We start from the raw sequence: 21,550 nt of genomic DNA, 5'->3' as shown, positions 1-21,550 counted from the left end.
GTGCAAAATAGTTTTCCTTCTGGCCCGTTTTTCCACCGAGACCGTCTGGCAATTATACTTAATATATGGTGGCCTGCACCCCTTTTATTTCCCGGAGCGCAGGCCCGCCATCCTATCGCCCTAGACGTGCTCGCGGAAGTCAACTTCTCCTGCTTCAAAATGTTCGCAGGTCATGTTAAAGTAGTCGGGAATTACTCTTCTCCAGATGCCGCCGGTGGGGGTACGCATATACTGGCAATGGCCCTTGGAAGGATCGGTAGTATGGGCTGTGCCCCACCTGCATTTATAACAGGAGCGCGATGTGCCGGGCTCGTATCTGATGTCAGCGCTGCGGGTACCGCCATGCAAAGGGCTCCGGGTAGCCGGGTCGCTGGGCGTAATAGTTCCTGAAGCATAAATCTCGTCATATATATTCATTACTCAGCCTCCCTTCTTCCAAAAATCCGATTTTGTAATGATATTCAGGTCTAAATTTCCGCGTCCAGGAATTCCAGGTCCTGTGCCCCGAAGTCCTGCTCGGTCCTGGCGATGATGGTATCCTGGCCGTACTTGGAAATATCCACAAAGCGGGCGCTGTAGCCGGCCACCCGCACAATCAGGTCGCGGTGCTTTTCCGGTTCCCGCTGGGCGGCCCGCATCTGCTCGGCGCTGACCACGTTGAACTGGACGTGGTCGATGTTCAGGTCGTACCAGGTGTTCATGTAGCTGAGCCAGATCTTGAAGCCATGCTTGCTGCGCATGATGGACGGCGACAGCCGCTGGTTCAACAGTTCGGCCTTCTGGGTGGCGGCGTTGACCCTGGATACCGACTTCAGCACCGCCGTCGGTCCCTTCTTGTCGGTGCCCTGGTAGGGCGAGATGCCGCCGTCGGCCGCCGGGTCGCCGCCGTAGCGGCCGTCCGGCGTCGGGCCCATAGCTGAACCGACACCCAGGTAAGACCCTACCGCCTGGCCGCCGGGCGTCACCGGCGCCCCGGAGTAGTTGATGATCTTGCGCATCTCGCCGGAGATGATGTCTTCAAAGAGGGCCTTGCCGATGGCGTCGCAATAGGGGTCGTCGTTGCCCCACTTGGGCGCCTCCAGGAAGTCTTTATGCATCTTCTCGTAGCCTTCCCAGTTGTGGTGCAAAGCCTCAATGAGCTGGTCCATGGTGTATTTCTTCTCATCGTAGATCAGCTTCTTGATGGCCACCAGGGAGTTGAGGGCCACGACGTTGCTGATGGGGTTTTGCCAGGGGTTGGGCTGCTCGGATAGGACCATGGCGTCCATGCCGTACTCCATGCAGCCGTCGTCGATGCTGGAGACGAAGGGCATCTGCAGCAGGCGCCCCTCCATCTTGCGGGATGTATCTTTACACCGGATGGCCAGGCTCATGAAGTACTGGAACTGCTTTTTGAAAGCCTCAATAAGTTCTTTAAAGGTCTTGAAGTCGCGGGGGTCGCCGGTATGGGGGCCGATCTGGTCGTTGGCGTAGCTCCAGTCGTAGCCGTCACAGAGGGTGAGTTCCAGAACTTTATCCGTGAAGATGGAGCTGCCGCCTTCGCTCCGGGTCTTCTGGGTCTTGCGCCGGCCCACCAGGCCCGGCGACATGCAGAGGACGTTGGCCCATTCCTGGGCTTCTTCCGGCGTGGCGCCGTTCTTGTTCTTGCTGAACTGGCCCAGCCACAAAAGCTGCGCCGTATTGATGGCCTGGTGCTTGATGGAGGGGTAACCCAGGCCGTCGCGGAGGCACTCGAACACCAGGCGCTTGGTCTTCAGGCGGCACTTGGGGTGCCAGCGGAAGACAATGGAGGGTTCGGTGGTCCGGATATTGCGCGCCGCCTCCAGAATGGCATCGGTGCAGTCGGTGCAGTTGTCCTCGCCGTAGCGGTTCAGGCCGCCGATGGAGAGGATGAACAGGTCGTTGGCACCCGGCAACCATTCGCGGGCGTGTCTGGACTTGCCGGCGCCGTGGTTGGAAACCTTCAGGCGCTCGCACTCGAACAGTTCCACGGCATCGGCGTGGGTCATGGGCTGGAAGGTCTTGTCAATCACGCTGGCTTTATAATACGGCCACAATAGTTTGTCTTCCAGGTGGGCGTAGCCGCCGGCATAGCGCTCGATGGCGTGGCAGATGAGATAGGTAAACCACTTGGCCTGCATGGCGTCGCGTAAGCCCCGGCACGGTTCGGCCGGCACGCGGTGGCAGATGTCGGCGATCATCAGCAGTTCTTCTTTACGTTTGGGGTCCGTCTCGAAGTTTTCGGCCACAATGCGGCACAGGCGGGCGTGGCGCCGCGCCCAGACAATGACGGCCTTGTCGGCGATGATCATGGCCTGCCAGTTGTCGATCTTGTCGGTCAGCTCCAGCCGGTCGGCATGCCAGGGCAGTTCGGCCAGTTTCTCCCTGGCTTCTTTGATGTGCTGCTCCGCCATGGCGATGCGCTTCAACAGGCCGTCTTCCAGCACCGTCTCGTAGGGAGGCACGATGCTGTTGTAGCCGTTAGCAAAGCCGGGGGATTCGATTATAAAAGGGTGGTAGGCGGCCTTGAGCTCTTCCTTGGTAAAATAGGGCTCGCAGGCGGCCTGCAGGGAGTAGGGTTTCCAATACTCAGCAATTTCCCTGGCTTCATCCGCCGGCTCCGGCGCGTACTTGCTTTGCAGGTAATCCTGGATCTGCATGTAGGAAAGCTCCGGGAACATGGGTACCCACTTCGGGTTTTCGGCATGGTAGCCGACGATCAGTTCGTCTTCCATCAACAAAACCGTACACTTACGCAGGAAATTGTCCAACATCAGGGCGCGCCTGATGACATTGGGTTTACCGACGGACTGCTTATGGCTTTCGGTAATCAAGCGCATGCGTTCGATACCGGCTTTGACACCCTCGTCGACGAACTCGCCGGCCGCCGTGTGCTTCCAGCGGCAGTTCTCCTTCAGCCTCCTGGTCCGCGGCGTGCTCGGCCGGGCCAGGTGCTGGTGGATCTCCTCCGGCGGGATATCCTTTTCCGCCGGGTTTTCTAAAGGAAATTCGATCAGCCGGCCTTTATATTCTACCGGTTCATGGGCCAGGGCCATCACACTCAACCTCCTATCCGTTTAATAAAACCCGGGCACTTGCTCGCGTCCTTGTCGCCCATTACGGGTCTGGCCTTCCAGTATTTACCTTTGTCGTCCTGCTCTTCCCTTACGCAATCCCCTTTACCCGGCTCGAAGTCATCAGCATCTTCGGGAATGGCGAAAAAAGAACGACAGTTTTTGCAATAAACAGCCACCCTTCCTCCCTCCTTTCTCTCACGCTTCATCATTAAGATATAGCAAGAAGCGTGCCAGGCCGGTGAAGCCTGGGAATGCTGATTATAGCTGGAAGCGTGGAGACGGTTAGCGGAGGAAAATTTTCTTTTTTTGAATTAGTTATTTCAAACCTTGCAATGCCAGCGGGTCAAGTGTTATAATTTAAGTAAAAGCCTAACTCTATCTAAAATTCAGGAGGGTTCATCTTGAAGCCCCGCATAGGACTGCTCAGTCTTTCCTCCTCTCTTTCCGTAGCTATGCGGACAGTTGCCCAGGAGCTCAGCGAGGAAATAAAGATTATGGAAATCGAAGAACCGGATCCCCTTGATGAAGAGGCCATGCTTCAAGCAGCCAGGCGCCTGGCAGCGCGCTGTGATGTCCTTATCGGGCGGGCCGCAACCATAAATCATGTAGCACCCCATATATCTATTCCCACGGTAGAATGTCCTTTAACCCTTACTGACATCCTCGAGGCCCTGCACCAGGCTGGCTCTAAGGGGAAACAGCTAGCGCTGATATTATACCGCAACTGTGATTGCGACCTGGGCCGCTGGCCGGAGGTATTCGGCATTCGCGTCGGCAAGTATCTTGTAGCGTCACGACAGGAGGCAAACGGGGCTATCCAGCGGGCCAGGGAGGCAGGGGCGACGGTAATCGTGAGCACCTCCCTTATTTGCCGGTACGCCGAACTGGCCGGCATGAATTATCAGGTAATAGAGACGACGCGGGAAACTATCCTCCATACTTTACGCAAGGCAGTGGACATTGTTAAAGCAGTGCAGAAAGAAAGGGAGCATGCCATCCGCCTCCAGACCCTGCTTGGCTCGGCCCATGAGGGCATAATTCTCCTGGACGAAAACAACCGCGTTAGTTATCTCAATAACACTGCTTGCCGTCTCCTCAACTTGTCCAGGGGTAATGTAGCCGGCGGCGATATTATCAGTATCTTAAACAAATTGCTCGTCCCCGGAACCAGTAACCTGGAGGTAATATTTAAAAAGGAAACTGACCCGCAGCTGGGAAAGTTGCTGAAGTTGAAACCTAATAAATCCATTGCCGCCAATATTGTCCCCATTAAGGTGGCTGGTGAAGTAACGGGCAAGGTCATCACCTTGGTGGAAGCCGCGCAACTGCAGCAAATGGAGTTTAGCCTGCGCCGGCAACTGGCGGAGAAAGGACTGGTAGCCAAGTTTACCCTGGAAGATATAATCGGGAAAAGCCAGTCACTGGAGTACGTCAGGGAACAGGTAAGGGCCTTTGCTGTTACCGATGCCACGGTGCTGATACGGGGTGAGACAGGTACGGGAAAAGAGTTATTTGCCCATAGCATCCACCAACTGAGCCGGCGCCGGGCGGGGCCATTTGTAGCCCTTAACTGCTCGGCATTGCCTAAAGAGCTCATGGAAAGCGAATTTTTTGGCTATGAGGAAGGCGCCTTTACCGGTGCCCGCAAGAGCGGCAAGATCGGGATGTTTGAGCTGGCTCATAAAGGGACTATTTTCCTTGACGAGATAGGGACGATGCCGCTGGATTTACAAGCCAAACTTTTGCGGGTAATTCAGGAGAGAGAGATTATCAGGCTGGGCAGTTCCCGGGTTATTCCAATAGACGTGCGCATAATTGCCGCCACCAACTGCGACCTGGAAACGGCTGTCCAGAAAGGAGATTTTCGCCAGGACCTCTTTTTCCGTTTGAATGTACTGCCTCTAACTGTCCCACCTTTAAGGCAGCGCCCGGAGGATATACCTCTGTTGTTTGCGTATTTTGTTAAGAAATTATCGGACCAGCTGGGTTGCCACGTGGAAATGCCAGGCAGTGATGAAGTCAGCCTTTTGCAAACCTACAACTGGCCGGGTAATGTGCGGGAACTGGAGAACTTTGTTGAGCGATATGTGGCCCTGGCCAGTTACCGCCAGAATAACGCGGGGCTTTTAGAACAATTGCTGGCGGAAATAAAACAGAACCGGGCAGGGGATGCCGGCTCTTTGGCCGGCGATGCCGGCGTAACGCCGGCCGGGGAAGGCCTGGCGCCTTTTGAGGAAGTTGCCAGGATGCTGGCCAGAGCAGAACATGATATGCTCTGCTCTCTCGGGAAACAGGTGAACTGGAACCGGAAGAAAATGGCGGCGATGCTGGGAATAAGCTCGACTACTTTATGGCGGCGGTTGAAGCAAGCGGGCATAACTTTGAAGAGATAATTATCAAAATAAGCATGCTATCGGTAAGAATTAGTAGTATCTATAATCAAGCCCCACCACCTTTGCTTTTTTTCAGCTTCTTCCAGAGGGTGGTCCGGTCTATCCCCAGGGACCGGGCGAGGGCCGTTTTGGTCATGCCGCTCTCGGCCAGCACCTGCTCCAGCAGGTTCTTCTCCAGCTCCTGCCAGGTTTCTTTCCACCTGCCCTTCTCCAGCAGGTTTAACCCGTGGCCGGGGTTGAATTCCTGCCTGCTTTCCTGCAGCAGCTGTTTTAAAAGTTCGTCCTGGTCGCCCTGCTGGCCGGCCAGGGCTACAAAGCGTTCGCAGAAGTTTACCAGTTCCCGCACGTTGCCGGGCCAGTAGTATTCCTGGAGCAGATGGACGTTATGCAGGTTGTCCAGGTTGAGGCGCCGCCCCAGCCGGCGGCTGAAGGTGCGCGCAAAGTGTTCGAAGAGCAGGGGGATGTCTTCAGGCCGCTCCCTTAAGGGAGGTATATATAAGGGCAGCACGTTGAGCCGGAAGTACAGGTCCTGCCGGAACTCTCCCTGCCGTACCGCTTCTTTGAGGTCGCGGTTGGTGGCGACAATGATGCGTACGTCTACGGGTATCAGGCTGTTGCCCCCCAGCCGGGTGACTTCTTTTTCCTGGAGCACCCTTAAGATCTTGCTCTGCAGTTCTAAGGGCATGGTGCCGATCTCGTCTAAAAAGAGGGTGCCGCCGTGGGCGAGTTCAAACAGGCCTTCTTTGCCGCCTTTTTTGGCCCCGGTGAAGGCGCCTTCTTCGTAGCCGAAGAGCTCGCTCTCCATGAGTTCTTTGGGCAGGGCCGAGCAGTTGATGGCCACAAAGGGCCCGTTTTTGCGGCTGCTCAAATTGTGGATGCTCTGGGCAAAGAGTTCTTTGCCGACGCCGCTCTCGCCGTAGATGGCCACGGTGGAGTCGGTGGCGGCAAAGACGGCGGCCTGCTGTTTGACGGCGGCTATGGCTTTGCTCCGGCCGATGATGTCGTCCAGGGTAAACCGGGCCGTCATGGCCCGCCGGGCCAGCTGGCGGCGGAAGTTGTGTTCGAGGTTCCGGAGGCGGGCGGCTTCAAAGAAGGTGACTACCGTGCCGGCGGTCTGGGTACCCACCCGCACGGGGACGATGTTGGCCATGATGGAGAGGCTGTCCAGTTTGAGTAGTTTGCCGGTGAGGGGGCTGTCGACCTGGCCGTTGAGAATTGCTTCCAAACTATCGGAACTGGTTTTTAAAACTTCAGTTATTTTCCTGCCCATAAGTTGTTCGCGGGGTATTTTTAAGATTTCCGTGGCGGCGCTGTTGACATGGGCTACTGCGTTGTTGCCTTCCAGGAAGATTATGCCTTCGTGGGCGAAGTCGAGGAGGGCCTGCAGCCGGGCAGCCCGCTCTTTCTCTTTGTGGGTGGCTTTGACGATTTCGATGGCTTTTTGCAGGGACTGGAGAATGGTTTTGTCACTGAAAATAATTAAATGAGAAGGCATGCCCAACTGTTTCGCCGCCTCGACAGCCAGGGTTCCCCCTACTACCACTACTCCCTCCTCCCATATATTTCTTACTTTATTATATATTTCCTGGCGGTGATTGCATAATACCTTCATTACCTTAATACCTAGAACCCCGGGCCAGGGTCCCAGGTCGTGATCCTGGGAATGGTGCAGGATAAGCAAAATCTTTTCCCCTTTATCCCGGGCCTGGTACAGGGCATTGAGGATGTCGGGAAAGGTAATGGGACATTCGATTACCGGGACAGATACCTCCGGGGCCACCATGGGCTGCATGCCACCGCGGGCGATAAGCACGTCGCAGTCGGCTTCCAGTTTTTTAGCCGCCTGGATAAGGGTGGCATCGGCCAGAGGACTGGTTTCTTCCCATACGGTCACCGTGGCAGTGCCGGCAACCTCCCTGGCCACATGACGCACCTTTGTTGCCAGTTCCGGATATAAAGCCAGGAAACCTATCTTGGCCTGCATAGCGGGACTCACCTTCCCGTTAAATCAATATCGGTACGTTCTCGGTAACTCCCAACTGTTGCCATTCAAGCTCTTCAAGATGGGCTTTTATTTTTTCCTCAACCCTCATGAAGGAAGAGGTATTTTGCATTTTTATTATAATAATAAAAAAGCAACGGGTCTAACGTCAAGTACAACCAGGTTGCTGTTTTTCCTGCAACTTTCGCACAACGGGTGCGGAAAATGAGATAAAAACCGTCCACCGGCAGAAAGGTGGACGGTTAGCCCAGGCAAGATGCGGACGGCAGGAAGATAGGCAAGCAGCAAACCACCAGCCGCGGCAAGGAGCATTAGGGCAGGCGTAAGACGGTAAAGAACAGCCAGCAGAGAATAGAACCTACTACCGCCATGGACAGGCCCCAGGTGATCATCTGCCGGAAGAGCTTCTGCTTGTCGGTCCTCTCGCCGGCATTGGCGTAGAAAATGGCACCGGTGGCCGAAAGGGGGCTGAAGTCGACTAAGAAACCGCAAACTACAATTGTAGAAAGTAAGGGTATCAGGTCTGTTGCCGGCGCCCCCACCTTCTGCAGCAACACGGGGGCCAGGGGCATAAAGGCGGGCAAAACGAAACCGGTGGTACCGGCATAGGCAGAAATCGCCCCCGCTATAAAGCCTGCCACCAGGGTGATGGTCAGCGGGGTAGAAAGCCTGGCAATTATACTGGCAAACAGTTCCATGCCCCCAATCTTGCTCATGAGCTCAACAAGCACCATAACACCTGTTACGAACAGGATAATCCCCCACGGCATCTGCTTGAGGGCCTTGCCTTCGTCGGCAATCCTAAACATAGCCAGGATGGTGCCAAACAGGAAGCCGCCCAGGCCTACATCCAGCTTGAAGAAAGCGACGCCTATGATGAATACAATAATGGCGATGAGAGTTATCAGCTGATTGCGCGTAAAAGGCTCTACCTGGATATTGGCCAGGGCTTGCCGCTGGCCTGCGTCCTTAACTTTCCACAGCTTCAAGCCGCCGAAAATTATATAGGCAAGGATGGCGGTGAGAAAGTGTCCCACGGCCTGGTTCAGCCACAGGATGCCGCCCACGCCCGTAAGGCCCATCTTCTGGGTTATCCCCGCGACTATAATCCCGGCCAGGGCAATCGGGGATAAAGCCCCGGCCTGGACGCCGTTACTCGTTGCGATAGCTATAAGCATAGGGTGAATACCTGCTTCTTCTGCCAGCAGCATGACTATCGGCGCCATCACAAAAGAAGCATTTTGTCCCGGCCCGATGGCCGCAAGGAAAAAGGCCACAAAAAAGAAAATTATAGGCAGAATGGCAGTATTTCCTTTAACGCTTTTGAGGGTATATTTAATAATTTTGTCCAGGGTGCCGTTTACCTGGGCCATGGTAAAGAAATAGGTGATCCCGACCATCGCGATAAATAGGCTGGTGGGATAGCTTTTCAGGATATCGGCTACTTTCTGGCCACCTATGTAGTGGCCGACCACCAGCGCCATTCCCAATGAGGTGGCGCCGATGTTTATCGGCATTGTCATGGCAAAGACAATCATGAGTATCAGTGCCAGGAAAGCAATTACCGGTAAAGACATCTGGAACATTCCCTCCTCGAAAATAAATTATTTTGCCATACATGTATTCAAATCAAAATTTCACTTCCCTCAGATTTTACATAATAACTTGACGCCCAGGATACATTTGATCCCCGCTATCAGCTCTGCTAGCGGGACTTTCTTTCCAATATTTATGGCTGGTGGGTTGTAATTTGATCCGCTTATCTTCGTCCGGCATCCTGTCTGGAGCCCTGGCATAACAGGCGTTAAACCTCCCGGGCCGGCTATTTTCTGCAGCCCTGCGGGGAAGCCGGCTGAAATCAGGCCGGGACGACACCGCCACCGGTGGTGGGAGATTTAGCACGCTACACTGCATCACATCTCCCACCGCCGGGATCTGCTCCATAATAGATTAAATCTGTAACCCTACCTGGAACCCTTCATGCACCGCGTCCATAATCTTGCCCGGGCTTTTGCAGTCTCCTACCGCGTATAAAGCCGGTATCTGATCTTTTAATTCCGCTTCCAGGCTGTTATCAGCCTCTATTCCCACAGCGATGACCACTGCGTCCGCCGGAAGCAGTTCCTCTACCCCCTTCCTCTCCACCAGGACGCCGGCGCCGGTAATTTCCTTCACGCGGGTATTGGTAAGCATCCTGACACCGTAGTCCTGCAAATTAAGCATTAAGGGCACCTTGACCGCATGGGCCATATCCCCGGCCACTTCGGGCAGCATCTCGATAACGGTTACCTCTTTCCCTTTTTCCGCCAGCCACTCCGCCGTTTCCACACCGACCTGCCCGCCGCCGATAATGGCCACCTTTTCCCCGATATCGCTGCAATCATTCTTAAGGAGATCAACAGCCCAGTAAACGTTGCCCTGTTCAAGGCCTTTGATGGCCGGCCTGACTGGTTTCCCGCCCGTCGCCAGGATGACAACGTCGGGCTGGAAGGCTGTAACTGCTTCTTTACTGGCTTCCAAGCCTAATTCCACTTTTACACCTGCCTGTTCGACCTGGTGCCGGTAATAATCAATGATCTTCCTCAATTCGCCCTTGCGGGGCGGCTTTTCAGCCAGCAAAATAGTGCCGCCCAGTTCCTTTTCTTTTTCCCAGAGGGTAACATTATGCCCCCTTGAGGCAGCGGTAACGGCTGCTTCCAGCCCCCCTGGCCCGCCGCCGATTACCAGCACCTTCTTTTGCCGGTCCGGCGGCGCAGGGTTGACTTCGATCTCGCCTTCTTTGCCCGCCCGGGGGTTGAGGATGCAGGTAATGGGTACGCCTTTGAGCACGTGTTCCACGCAGCCCTGGCAACAGGAGACACAGGGACGGATGTCTTGATACCTGCCGGCGGCAACTTTCTGCACCCAGTACGGGTCGGCAATTAGCGGCCGGCCCAGGGCGATCATATCCGCCCGCCCCTGCTGTAAAACGCCTTCAGCAAAATCCACGCTGCGGATCTTGTTGGCCGTAATCACCGGTACGCTAACGCCGATCTTGATGTTTTCCGCCAGGGGCACGATGCAGCCTTCCGGCGTCCCTATCGGGGCTTCGGCGGAGATAAAATTCCTTTCTTGCAAAACGGCAGCAAAACCGGTCGAAACGCTGATGGCCTTGATGCCTGCCAGTTGCAACCTCCGGGCGATTTCCCGGATCTCCAGGAGGGAATTGCCGCCCTCCGGCTCCTGGCCGTTCATGCGGCAGATGAGGGGAAAATCGGTACCCACTTCCTTCTGCACCCTGGCAATAATCTCCAGCACAAAGCGCATGCGGTTTTCCAGGCTGCCGCCGTATTTATCCGTGCGCTTGTTGGCCCAGGGCGAGAGAAACTCGCCGCAAAGGTACATATGGGCACAATGAATGCTGATGACATCAAACCCCGCCTCAGCAGCCCGGCGGGCGGCCTGGCCAAATTTCTCCACGATCTCTTCAATCTCTTCTACCCTTAGCTCCCGGGGCACAACCTGCCCGGGAAAGGGGTGGGCCAGGACTGAAGGGGCAACGGGAAGCCGGCCGCGGGTAACCTCCAGGTAGCCGTTATGCAGGCTTACGCGCCCGGCCCTCCTGCCAGCATGGGAAAGCTGGATTGCCGCCCGGGCACCGTGCCTTTTGATAGCCGCGCTGAGTTTCTGCAGCATGGGAATATACTTATCGTCATCAATGGCCACCGCATTTTTGGCATTATTCCCTACCGGAAAATCAACGATGCCGTCTTCAACGGTAACCAGCCCCACCCCGCCTTTGGCTCTCTCGGCGTAGAAATGGAACATCCGCTCGGTAACATAGCCGTCCTGGGCATAATTGTTGGTCATGGGCGCCATGACTACCCGGTTTCTAATTTCCAGGTTGCCGATTTTAATGGGTGAAAGAAGCTTCATTGCCATCCTCCTTGCCGCTGCTGCAAAGTTAATATTGATATTTTTTGTGTTGCAAGAACCGTGCCAGCCAGGAAAAGTACCGGTTTTAACAGTAACGTTAGCCAAATACTACCCGGTAAGGAGGTGTCGGCAAGTTGCTTTAATTTCATTTATGAAATATGTATTACTTTATTGCAAACTTCATTTCAGGGTATTATAATCTTTTTAGAATTTTTATTCCGCGAGGTGTTGCTATGAAACCGCGCATAGGTCATATCATCTTTCACCCCAAGCTGGTGGAAATATCAGCTGCCGTAAGCCGGGAGATGGCTGCCGAGATCGCCGGCATCGAAATTGCCCAGCCCGACCCCCTTGATGATAAGGATATAATCCGGGTAGCCAGAGAACTGGAGAAAAAGTGCGACGTCCTTATCAGCCGTGTGGATACGATCAACCTGCTGGCCCCCATTTTATCCATACCGGTGGTGGAACGTTATCTCACTTTTGCCGATATTATGGAGGCCCTTTATCAGGCCAGCAAAAAAGGGGGTAAAGCAGCCCTCGTTGTCCATTCCGCCCAGGACTGCGACCTGGAGCCCTGGCCCGTGGTTTTCGGGTTGGAGGTTATTAAAGAACTATATCATTCCCGGGAAGAAGCGTTACCGGCAGTATTGAGGGCCAAGGAAAAAGGGGTCACAGTAATAGTAGGCGGGGTTCTTACCGAAAAGCATGCCGTTTCCTGCGGTCTCCAGCACCAGATGATCGAAATACACAAAGATACAGTCACCCAGTGCGTCCGCAAGGCCATTGACATCTACCGGGCTATTCAAAAAGAAAGGGATTACCTGACACGCTTTCAGGCGCTGCTCGATTTTGCCCACGAAGGAGTAATTTTCCTGGAAGGCGATCAAACAGTAGTTTATGTCAATGACCGGGCCTGCCAGCTATTGGAAGTAGCCCGGAGCGATTTGCTAAAAAAACCCCTTGGCAAAAGTCTTAAAGATTGCCTGCTGCCCGAGGGGAAAGAAACCCTGGAAAAAATCCTCGGGGAGAAATACCAGCACCCTCAGGCCGGCATACTCGTTAAATTTAAAGATAAGTCGATAGTGGCCAATATCGTGCCCAGTTCCCTAGTGGAAAATATGACGACGACGATTATCACTTTTACCGAAGCTTCCCAGTTGCAAAAAGTGGAGTATAATGTAAGGCGGCAGCTGGCCAGCAAGGGCCTGGTAGCCAGGTTCAACCTCAAAGACATCGTCGGCGCCAGCGCGGGTTTAGAATGCGCTAAAAAAGAGGCCCGGGCTTTTGCGGCCACGGATGCTACCGTGCTCATTTATGGCGAGACCGGCACCGGCAAAGAGCTCTTCGCCCAGAGCATCCACAATTTAAGCGCCCGCAGGAAGGGGCCCTTTGTCGCTATCAACTGCTCGGCCCTGCCCAAAGAACTTATGGAAAGTGAACTATTCGGTTACGAAGAAGGCGCTTTCACCGGCGCCCGCAAGACCGGAAAAGCCGGTTTATTCGAACTGGCCCACGGCGGGACCATCTTTCTCGATGAAATAGGCACCATGCCCCTGGACCTGCAGGCCAAGATTCTGCGCGTAATCCAGGAAAGGGAGGTTGCCCGGCTGGGCGGCGATAAAGTTATTCCGGTAAATGTACGTATTATTGCCGCCACCAATTGCAATCTTGAAGAAGCTGTCCGGAAAGGGGAATTCCGCCAGGATTTATATTACCGCTTGAACGTGCTTCTCCTGCGGCTACCTCCCCTCCGCGAAAGAATGGAAGACATCCCCCTCCTCTTTAAACATTTTGTAAAGAAATTCGCCACCCAATTAAACGCGGATTTGCAGCTCCCTGGCCAGGAAGATCTGGAGATCCTGCAACGTTATCATTGGCCCGGCAATGTGCGTGAACTGGAAAACTTCGCGGAAAGGTTCGTGGCCATCGCTACGTATAACCGCGACCCGGCCGGGGTACTGGAACACCTCCTGCAAGAAATTAAACCAGCTACTAAACAGGATTGCCCTGCTCAGGTCCGGACGGGGCCTGCCAGGACCGCCCCTCTCGCCGAAGCACTTGCTAATAACGAAGTGGAATTAATCCGGGCCGTCGGCGAGGAAGTCAACTGGAATAAGAAAAAGATGGCGGAGATTTTAGGTATCAGCCCGACAACCCTGTGGCGGAAGTTAAAAAAGGCGGGCTTGAATTCCTTGAAGCTTACGCCTGTAAAAGAATGATATTAACACCCAACGGCGGCTAAACTTACATTCCGCACCCCCGGGTAGATTTCCCAAAGAATTTTCGAAGCCTCAAAAAATCCACTCCCTTGCCGTTCCGTTAAGGGAAAATGGGAGGAAAAAGGTATATTTCCTTACTGAAACCGGCAAGTTCAAGAGCTCTAATCACCTCCGGCCCGTGGTAGTTGATTAACGCCCGGTCCGGACCCTGTTTAACCACCAAAAGATAATCAAACATTTGCAGGAGTGCCCACGCCGTAGGGTTAGTGCTTTTACGCTTCCCCGGAAGGACTAAAGGATTCTCCTCTTTCTCCAGGCTTTTTCTGACCCGGTATTCCAGGTAAGCAGCTACCAATAGGGCCTAAAACCAATTGAAAGACGAAAGACATGCTTCCACCCGGTTTTTGTTTTTAAGGAAGATAGGTCCCAGGAGGACCGGCTGTTTCAGAAAACGGAACTGCTTCTCGACGGCATGTTGTTCTTTATACTCTTTGAGCACTTTCGGGTCGGGATATTTTTCCGTGTCCATCAGATTGGTAATGAGGACGAAGGTGGAAGCCAGGTCTTTCTCGTGGGCCATTGCTTGTTGATCTTCTTCCACCTGGATGTGGGCATAATAAACAACCTTATTCTGGAGCGCCGTCCCTTTCCTGGGCCGCCCCGGTTTGGGGTAGCTGCTTACTAATTCTTCAGTAATTGTGTCATTTAAGATAAAAGGTTGATGGCGGTGTTCCTGGCGGAAAATTTCTATGGCCTTCCTGGCGTCGGCCTCGCAGGCGAAGGGACGATGGAAGTGGTATCCACATGGAGGCCAACGATGGGTACGTTATGGGTAGTGGCGGCGGTTAAGACAATAGAGGAGAACATCATATGGAAGGGCCTTTGTCAAGACCCTCCAAAAATTTTTGCTAAACCTTTTTTAGGACAAATATATCCCGCCACTGCCCAAGGCAGCAATTCAAAATTGGACGTCTCCGGGTTTATAATCCCTCCATCCCTCCTCCCAAAGTGCATGATATTATAGTTTCTGGGGTCACCCGTTTTACTAAGCTTAGGGATCTCTGGAAAACGCCGTCCGGTCCCCCCGGGATTTTTTCTTGATCTCTACAACCCCCCACGCTACAACCATTATACCGGCCAGAACCGGAATAGCCGCGGCCGCCACAACTCCTACATATTCTGCCAGCGCTAACCCCCCATCATGAAAGATCATCTTGAGCGCCGTATGTGCCAGTACACCAGCACCAACGTAAATTATGAGCGGGTATTTGTTCATCAGGCCCGCCAACCAGGTGCTTCCCGTAACTAATATGGGTATGCTCAACGCCAGCCCAAATATAACCAGCCCGACATTTCCATGAGCCGCTCCTGCCACTCCCATAACGTTGTCAAAAGCCATTGAAAGGTCAGCCACAATTATCGTAGCCACCGCGTTCCAGAAGAGCGTATTCGAAGCCACCTTTTCTTCCTTTTCTTCCTCTTCTTCCTGCTTAATTAACTTCCAGGTGATAAAAAGCAGGATAACTCCACCGATGGCGCTGAGATAGCGTATCTTTAGAAGCAATGTAGCTATAACTGTAAAAACCACGCGCAGTACAACGGCTCCACCCGCCCCTATAACTGCCGCTGTCTTCCTTTGTTCTACCGGGAGATCCTTTATAGCCAGGCCGATCACGGCAGCATTATCCCCTGATAGAGCCAGGTCTATTATCACTATGGCCAGCACAGCCCATAGGAAGGAGCCCACATATGTTAACGCCTCTCCCATTTAAGCTTGTCCACCTCCAAAAGACCTCGTCAATTAATCTGTATCTATATATCTAGCTAAGGCAGATTAGTCTTCCCCACCTGCCCAGATATGGAAGAGCCTTGTCAAGCCTTTCCGAAAATTTTTTTGATTAGCTAACCCCAAAAATCATTTTTGGCTCCTCGCAAGGGTGCGGAAGATGAGGCAAAGGCCACCGTTTAGCCTTCTTTACTGCATCATGTGCGACGGTATCCAGAGGGCCAGTTTGGGGAAAAGACCTACCAGAATCATAACCAGCCCATAGAACACCATAAAGGGCCAGCTGCCCCGGATAACCAGGGCCAGGGTGCTGGGAAATCCCACACCCCTGGCCACGCCGTCGATGGCGCAGAGGTTTAACCCCACCGGCGGGGTGAGCAGAGCCACTTCAACAGGGAAGTCCTTCTTTAGTAAGAAGGACTTCCCGAGGTCAATAAAGCTATTTCTTCTGCCTGTAGGTGGCCAGTTGCTGCTCGAGCTTTTTGATCTCCTCCAGGACCTGGGGCTTATCCTTAAACACTTGCTGGCGTATCTCGTCCTTGCCTGCTTGCCAAAGCTTCATTTCTTCCGGCGTCGGCTTGTAAACCTTTATCCCCAGTTCCTGCGCCCTCTTCATGATCTCTTCATAGTCCTTCATGGCGGCAGCCACGCTCTTGCCTTCCACCTCTTTACCTGCATCTACCAGGGCCTTTTGCTGTTCCGGAGCCAGCTTGTCGAAAAAGCTCTTGTTAATCCCGATTATAGACATTGTATCCCAAAAAGGTACCAGCACAGCGTAAGGCGCTACCTCATAGAGTTTACGCTCCACCGATGTTGCCACAGTAGCATTGGCCCCCTGGATTACCCCGCGCTGCAGGGCCATGTAGAGCTCGGAGCCACTTATATTAGAAGGATTGGCTCCCCACTTTTGATACCAGGCTACATCCTCGGGCATGTTAGCCCGTATCGTCAGTCCCTTCATATCGGCGGGAACTTTAACCTCTTTGGTGGTTATAAAAGCAAAGTCTTCTAAATGCCACGGTAGCCAGGCCAGGGTTTTAATACCCTTCTTTTCCATTTCCGCATCTATTTTGGCCCGCAAGGGACCTTTAATGCCTACTTGATAAGCTTCTTCTGTTGTATTCCATAAATACCATGCCACCATGGCTGAAGCCTCGGGCACATATCGTGTATGATTGAAGTTGTACAAATGCCCGCTTTCAATACCGCCGGTCATGATCGCTTCGTAAACATCGGGATCTTTATACAACTGGGCTGACGGGTAAATCTGGACTTCCAGGGTGCCATTGGCCTTCTGCATGACCAGATCGGCCCAGGCTTTAAACTGGTTGGAAATATAATGGTGCTCGGGTAAAGCATGGCTAAAACGGATTACCGCTTTCTTCGTTTGGGCTTCCTTGCCGGTTGAACCTTTATCGCCTGCAGGTTGCCCGCCACAACCGGTTAAAGCAAGAAGCAGCAGTATCGACAACAAAGCAACAAACGCAAAATATTTGCCGATCTTTTTCATTAAACTGTACCTCCCTGGCTGTTAATAATTTTCGGCGTGGTGTGTTTTCACCTTATACTTGTCCTTGCAATCATGGCCCGGTGATTTTAGCAAGTATCGCTCCTTTCGTATTTATTTTTCTGCCACCCTCTGCATCCCGGACTTTTTAATATTGGGTTTGCGATTGTACCACCCCTCCCGGTAAGTTGTAAAATGGTTACGCTACAAAGTTAAGGCATACAACAATTTTGCGCCGGCTAGATATCCCGCAGGGACTACTTCATTGTACTTGGCAGCCACAATGCCAGTTGCGGGAAGACTGCCACCAGGATCATGGCAACTGTATAAAGGATGAAAAATGGTATACATCCTTTCCAGGCAGTGGTAGAGGTGATCGGCAAGCGCAAACTCTTGGCGATACGCTCTACTGTCTGGACGGTAAGCCCCACCGGTGGTGATAGCAAGCTCAATTCAACGTTAATCAAAAACAGAACCCCATAAGCAATGAGATTGTAGTTATAAGCATGCAAGACCGGCGTTAATACCGGCATGGTAAGTAACAGCATGGAAGCCCCTTCCAGAGCAGTGCCGAGGATTACTAAATAGACCATGGTAATAATTAGAAAACCCCATAGCGGTATATTGTTGTTGACAAAGAATGCTCGGATCATTTCCGGTACGCCCAGTTGGGTGATGGCGTTACTAAGTAAAAGGGAAGTGGCAATCAAGTACATCACCATGGCCGCCACACTCAACCCCCAGCGAAAAGTGGGCAGCAGGTCTTTCCATGTGAGGCGCCGGTAAATAAACATGGTAATAATCAGGCTCCAGAAGCAGGCGACGGCGGCTATTTCCGTCACGGTAGCGAAACCGCCATAAATACCCACCAGCAGAAGAACAGGAACGGTAAGACCCCAGAAAGCCCTCTTGAAGGCCTGCCAGCGTTCGGCCCAGGTATGTTTTTCCCCGAGTGATTTATTCTCGCTGTGGTTAAAAGCCCAAACGGTATAGACAGAAAACAGCACTACTATAACTAACGCCGGGATCAGGCCGGCCATCAGCATCTGTCCTACCGATACATCAGTAATAGAAGCATATAGAATCGCTCCCACGCTGGCCGGCATAAGCGCCCCCAGCCCCCCGGCAGAAGATGGCAATCCCAAACTCAGTTCCAGGTTATAGCCCCGTTTACGCAAATTGTCAACAGCCATGGCGCCAATGGCAGCCGTAATGCCCACACTGCTACCGCACATGGCTGCCAGTACAGAGCACGAGAGTACGGTGGCTATGCCCGCGCCCCCCGGCAGGTGCCCCGCCAAACTATCGAAGAACTTGAATATTTCATCGCCTATGCCCCCTTTCATCATGATCGCCCCCATGAGGACAAAGAGGGGGATTGTCAGCAGAGTCATATCATTCAAAGAATCGAACATCACCTTGGCGGCTACCGACAACGCCCCATTGCCATACATGTGATACAACAATGCCATACCGGTGAGGCCCATGGCAGTGCCTATCTCTATGCCTAACAGCAAAAAGATAATCAATATTATTACTGTAGCAGCAATAATCATTTTCTGTCCCCCTATAGAATTTACCTGAGAGGTTTATAATCTCCCCTGGCTCTTCCTAAAGCTCAAAACCTTCATCTAGCTCTGTTTCTTCAGCCTTCCATTTGCCTTCAGGAAGCATTACTGCCGCCACCCCTTCGCTAAGTGCAACCAGGGCAAATAAGATCATGCCTAAGGGTAGGACCAGCATCAGCGGGTAAACGGGCCAACTCAAAAGCGGGGTCAGCCGTTGCGTCTGCCAGGCCACCTGGATGAGCTCAATAGCTTTCCAGGCTATAATTACGCTAAAAATAATATTGGCCACGGCCCCTATTATTTGGAATACTTTCTTCCCCAGGGGGGGTAACTTTTCCGTTATCAGTTCTACTTTCACGTGTTTCCCTTCATGCAGCGTATAAGCCAGGCCAAGGTAAATCGCCCATACGGTTGCATAACCGGTGACCTCCTCCACCCACACCATAGAATTCCCGGCAGCCCGGACGACAACATTGGCCACAATTGCCAAAAACTCGAATACCAGAATAATGGCGCCAAGCAAATGGCAGATACCGCTTATTGTCTGAAAAAATTTAAGCAGTTTCATCCTCGTTTCCCCTTTAATTTTTTATTTTGCCGGTTATTAGTTTTCAACCATTTTGGCAGGCTTCCTTTTTTCCCGGCAACCCCCCTATATTTTACCTTCAGAATTAGTCCATATATTTTAAACATTTATCACCCCCTGCCCTTGTTTACTTTTTTAATTTAACATCTGTGTTAACTTCCTAGCAAGAATCATGCCTTGTCCCCACCGGGAAAAATCAAAGCATTTTTTTGCTGGCCTATAACTTTTTGTTGTTATATATGAACGCCCTGTTGTTTAAAGTTTACGTTTCCGGCACTTTTTCCTTTAATTTTTTCCAGAGGGCCGTCCGGCTGATCCCCAGGGACCGGGCCAGGGCGGTTTTGGTCATGCCGCTCTCGGCCAGCACCTGCTCCAGCAGGTTCTTCTCCAGCTCCTGCCAGGTTTCTTTCCACCTGCCCTTCTCCAGCAGGTTTAACCCGTGGCCGGGGTTGAATTCCTGCCTGCTTTCCTGCAGCAGCTGTTTTAAAAGTTCGTCCTGGTCGCCCTGCTGGCCGGCCAGGGCTACAAAGCGTTCGCAGAAGTTTACCAGTTCCCGCACGTTGCCGGGCCAGTAGTATTCCTGGAGCAGATGGACGTTATGCAGGTTGTCCAGGTTGAGGCGCCGCCCCAGCCGGCGGCTGAAGGTGCGCGCAAAGTGTTCGAAGAGCAGGGGGATGTCTTCAGGCCGCTCCCTTAAGGGAGGTATATATAAGGGCAGCACGTTGAGCCGGAAGTACAGGTCCTGCCGGAACTCTCCCTGCCGTACCGCTTCTTTGAGGTCGCGGTTGGTGGCGACAATGATGCGTACGTCTACGGGTATCAGGCTGTTGCCCCCCAGCCGGGTGACTTCTTTTTCCTGGAGCACCCTTAAGATCTTGCTCTGCAGTTCTAAGGGCATGGTGCCGATCTCGTCTAAAAAGAGGGTGCCGCCGTGGGCGAGTTCAAACAGGCCTTCTTTGCCGCCTTTTTTGGCCCCGGTGAAGGCGCCTTCTTCGTAGCCGAAGAGCTCGCTCTCCATGAGTTCTTTGGGCAGGGCCGAGCAGTTGATGGCCACAAAGGGCCCGTTTTTGCGGCTGCTCAAATTGTGGATGCTCTGGGCAAAGAGTTCTTTGCCGACGCCGCTCTCGCCGTAGATGGCCACGGTGGAGTCGGTGGCGGCAAAGACGGCGGCCTGCTGTTTGACGGCGGCTATGGCTTTGCTCCGGCCGATGATGTCGTCCAGGGTAAACCGGGCCGTCATGGCCCGCCGGGCCAGCTGGCGGCGGAAGTTGTGTTCGAGGTTCCGGAGGCGGGCGGCTTCAAAGAAGGTGACTACCGTGCCGGCGGTCTGGGTACCCACCCGCACGGGGACGATGTTGGCCATGATGGAGAGGCTGTCCAGTTTGAGTAGTTTGCCGGTGAGGGGGCTGTCGACCTGGCCGTTGAGAATTGCTTCCAAACTATCGGAACTGGTTTTTAAAACTTCAGTTATTTTCCTGCCCATAAGTTGTTCGCGGGGTATTTTTAAGATTTCCGTGGCGGCGCTGTTGACATGGGCTACTGCGTTGTTGCCTTCCAGGAAGATTATGCCTTCGTGGGCGAAGTCGAGGAGGGCCTGCAGCCGGGCAGCCCGCTCTTTCTCTTTGTGGGTGGCTTTGACGATTTCGATGGCTTTTTGCAGGGACTGGAGAATGGTTTCGCGTTCAGAAAGTATTAAATGGGAAGCTATATTTAAGGAAGAAGCGTATTCCACCGGCAGGTTGCCACCCACTACAACAGCGCCCAGCTCTTTGGCTTTTCTCACCGCCGCCCGGATTTCCTGGCGGTAATTAACCAGTACTTTAGTAATCGTTATACCCAAAACCCCGGGCCAGGGTCCCAGGTCATGGTCCTGGGAACGATGCAGGATAAGCATGATATGTTTCCCTTTATCCCTGGCTTGATAAAGGGCGTTTAACACGTCGGCATAGGTATAGGGAAGCTCAATAACAGGAACTGCAATTCTAGACATAATTTGCGAACGTGTACCACCGCGGGTAATAATAATATCGCAGCATTGTTCTAACCTTTTAGCCGCTTCAAGCGGGGCCTGGTCATCGAGGGGATCTGCTTCCTCAATTACTACCTCCACTTCCGGAAGCTCTGAACTAATATTACGTACCACGGCGGTAATCTGCAGGCATAAGGATAAGAAACCCACTCTAACTCTCATTGGCAACTACTCCCTTAAAATGGTGTGGAATACAAAATATTTTAACTTCCGATTCATATATTTCAACACAACGCTTCTTTTCCCTGCTTCTATTTTATAGCAAATTACATGCCAAAGTAAAAACATTCAATATTTATAGTCCTTGGCCCTGATGATGTTCACTTTGGTTTACATCTTGTTTATTTTTGTCTACATGCCTGGTACTGCATGGATAATTATCGCGTCCTCGTCTTCCTGCAAATCAACGGGTCCTTCCCTCCGGGAGCCGGTGGTCTGGAGTTGCCACCTGACATAATACTTTAA

General features: G+C 52.9%; 15 protein-coding genes. 2 read left to right on the top strand and 13 right to left on the bottom strand.

What is annotated here, in order from left to right:
* Positions 1–120: 120 nt before the first annotated feature.
* The 3 genes from MGLY_RS12740 to MGLY_RS12730 are packed head-to-tail and all read right to left on the bottom strand — an operon-like array spanning position 121 to position 3,253.
* On the bottom strand, positions 121–417 hold the full coding sequence (locus MGLY_RS12740; RefSeq protein ID WP_170291069.1) for a benzylsuccinate synthase beta subunit family protein: 297 nt from the start codon (positions 415–417) through the stop codon (positions 121–123).
* Positions 418–467: 50 nt separating this feature from the next.
* Positions 468–3,056 (bottom strand): pyruvate formate lyase family protein, encoded by a 2,589-nt coding sequence (locus tag MGLY_RS12735; RefSeq protein ID WP_156274400.1) that lies wholly within the window; start codon positions 3,054–3,056, stop codon positions 468–470.
* 5 nt (positions 3,057–3,061) lie between these two features.
* Positions 3,062–3,253: a benzylsuccinate synthase gamma subunit family protein gene (locus MGLY_RS12730; protein WP_211661880.1), complete on the bottom strand. Its 192-nt coding sequence runs from the start codon at positions 3,251–3,253 to the stop codon at positions 3,062–3,064.
* A 225-nt stretch (positions 3,254–3,478) separates the two neighbouring features.
* Between MGLY_RS12730 and MGLY_RS12725 the strand changes: the two genes are divergently transcribed.
* On the top strand, positions 3,479–5,470 hold the full coding sequence (locus tag MGLY_RS12725) for a sigma 54-interacting transcriptional regulator (RefSeq protein WP_156274398.1): 1,992 nt from the start codon (positions 3,479–3,481) through the stop codon (positions 5,468–5,470).
* A gap of 46 nt (positions 5,471–5,516) precedes the next feature.
* Here MGLY_RS12725 and MGLY_RS12720 read toward each other — a convergent pair whose 3' ends face one another.
* From MGLY_RS12720 to MGLY_RS12710, 3 genes are all read right to left on the bottom strand, one after another.
* A complete protein-coding gene (locus MGLY_RS12720) occupies positions 5,517–7,454 on the bottom strand; it encodes a sigma 54-interacting transcriptional regulator (protein ID WP_156274396.1) in 1,938 nt (645 codons plus the stop codon).
* Positions 7,455–7,783: 329 nt separating this feature from the next.
* Positions 7,784–9,073 carry an SLC13 family permease gene (locus MGLY_RS12715; protein ID WP_489676590.1) on the bottom strand — a complete coding sequence of 430 codons (1,290 nt, stop codon included), beginning with the start codon at positions 9,071–9,073 and terminating at the stop codon, positions 7,784–7,786.
* 349 nt (positions 9,074–9,422) lie between these two features.
* Positions 9,423–11,387, bottom strand: coding sequence for an oxidoreductase (locus tag MGLY_RS12710; RefSeq protein WP_170291068.1), 1,965 nt, complete (start codon positions 11,385–11,387; stop codon positions 9,423–9,425).
* Between the two features lie 233 nt (positions 11,388–11,620).
* Between MGLY_RS12710 and MGLY_RS12705 the strand changes: the two genes are divergently transcribed.
* A complete protein-coding gene (locus tag MGLY_RS12705) occupies positions 11,621–13,609 on the top strand; it encodes a sigma 54-interacting transcriptional regulator (RefSeq protein WP_170291067.1) in 1,989 nt (662 codons plus the stop codon).
* Positions 13,610–13,970: 361 nt separating this feature from the next.
* On the opposite strand, the gene MGLY_RS12695 is transcribed toward MGLY_RS12705, so the two are convergent.
* The 7 genes from MGLY_RS12695 to MGLY_RS12665 all read right to left on the bottom strand — a co-directional run bounded on the left by MGLY_RS12695 (position 13,971) and on the right by MGLY_RS12665 (position 21,247).
* On the bottom strand, positions 13,971–14,210 hold the full coding sequence (locus MGLY_RS12695; RefSeq protein WP_170291066.1) for a hypothetical protein: 240 nt from the start codon (positions 14,208–14,210) through the stop codon (positions 13,971–13,973).
* A gap of 450 nt (positions 14,211–14,660) precedes the next feature.
* On the bottom strand, positions 14,661–15,377 hold the full coding sequence (locus MGLY_RS12690; protein WP_156274384.1) for a TerC family protein: 717 nt from the start codon (positions 15,375–15,377) through the stop codon (positions 14,661–14,663).
* A 207-nt stretch (positions 15,378–15,584) separates the two neighbouring features.
* Entirely contained in the window at positions 15,585–15,782 is a 198-nt protein-coding gene (locus tag MGLY_RS17835; protein WP_170291065.1) for a TRAP transporter large permease subunit, read from the bottom strand.
* 52 nt (positions 15,783–15,834) lie between these two features.
* Positions 15,835–16,905, bottom strand: a complete 1,071-nt coding sequence (locus tag MGLY_RS12680; protein WP_156274380.1) for a TRAP transporter substrate-binding protein — start codon at positions 16,903–16,905, stop codon at positions 15,835–15,837.
* 254 nt (positions 16,906–17,159) lie between these two features.
* A complete protein-coding gene (locus MGLY_RS12675; RefSeq protein ID WP_156274378.1) occupies positions 17,160–18,458 on the bottom strand; it encodes a TRAP transporter large permease in 1,299 nt (432 codons plus the stop codon).
* A gap of 55 nt (positions 18,459–18,513) precedes the next feature.
* On the bottom strand, positions 18,514–19,038 hold the full coding sequence (locus tag MGLY_RS12670; protein WP_156274376.1) for a TRAP transporter small permease: 525 nt from the start codon (positions 19,036–19,038) through the stop codon (positions 18,514–18,516).
* Positions 19,039–19,318: 280 nt separating this feature from the next.
* Positions 19,319–21,247: a sigma 54-interacting transcriptional regulator gene (locus MGLY_RS12665; protein WP_156274374.1), complete on the bottom strand. Its 1,929-nt coding sequence runs from the start codon at positions 21,245–21,247 to the stop codon at positions 19,319–19,321.
* Positions 21,248–21,550 lie beyond the last annotated feature (303 nt).

This window comes from Moorella glycerini, from assembly GCF_009735625.1.
GTDB lineage: Bacteria > Bacillota > DSM-521 > Neomoorellales > Neomoorellaceae > Neomoorella > Neomoorella glycerini.
The sequence above is the reverse complement of the archived record's forward strand: the minus strand, read 5'-3'. Positions and strand labels throughout refer to the sequence as shown.

Coding starts and splice junctions, on each gene's coding strand:
- MGLY_RS12670 (WP_156274376.1), bottom strand. CDS start 19,038: ATGAAACTGCTTAAATTTTTTCAGACAATAAGCGGTATCTGCCATTTG.
- MGLY_RS12675 (WP_156274378.1), bottom strand. CDS start 18,458: ATGATTATTGCTGCTACAGTAATAATATTGATTATCTTTTTGCTGTTA.
- MGLY_RS12710 (WP_170291068.1), bottom strand. CDS start 11,387: ATGAAGCTTCTTTCACCCATTAAAATCGGCAACCTGGAAATTAGAAAC.
- MGLY_RS12735 (WP_156274400.1), bottom strand. CDS start 3,056: ATGGCCCTGGCCCATGAACCGGTAGAATATAAAGGCCGGCTGATCGAA.
- MGLY_RS12705 (WP_170291067.1), top strand. CDS start 11,621: ATGAAACCGCGCATAGGTCATATCATCTTTCACCCCAAGCTGGTGGAA.
- MGLY_RS12665 (WP_156274374.1), bottom strand. CDS start 21,247: ATGAGAGTTAGAGTGGGTTTCTTATCCTTATGCCTGCAGATTACCGCC.
- MGLY_RS12680 (WP_156274380.1), bottom strand. CDS start 16,905: ATGAAAAAGATCGGCAAATATTTTGCGTTTGTTGCTTTGTTGTCGATA.
- MGLY_RS12720 (WP_156274396.1), bottom strand. CDS start 7,454: ATGCAGGCCAAGATAGGTTTCCTGGCTTTATATCCGGAACTGGCAACA.
- MGLY_RS12740 (WP_170291069.1), bottom strand. CDS start 417: ATGAATATATATGACGAGATTTATGCTTCAGGAACTATTACGCCCAGC.
- MGLY_RS12690 (WP_156274384.1), bottom strand. CDS start 15,377: ATGGGAGAGGCGTTAACATATGTGGGCTCCTTCCTATGGGCTGTGCTG.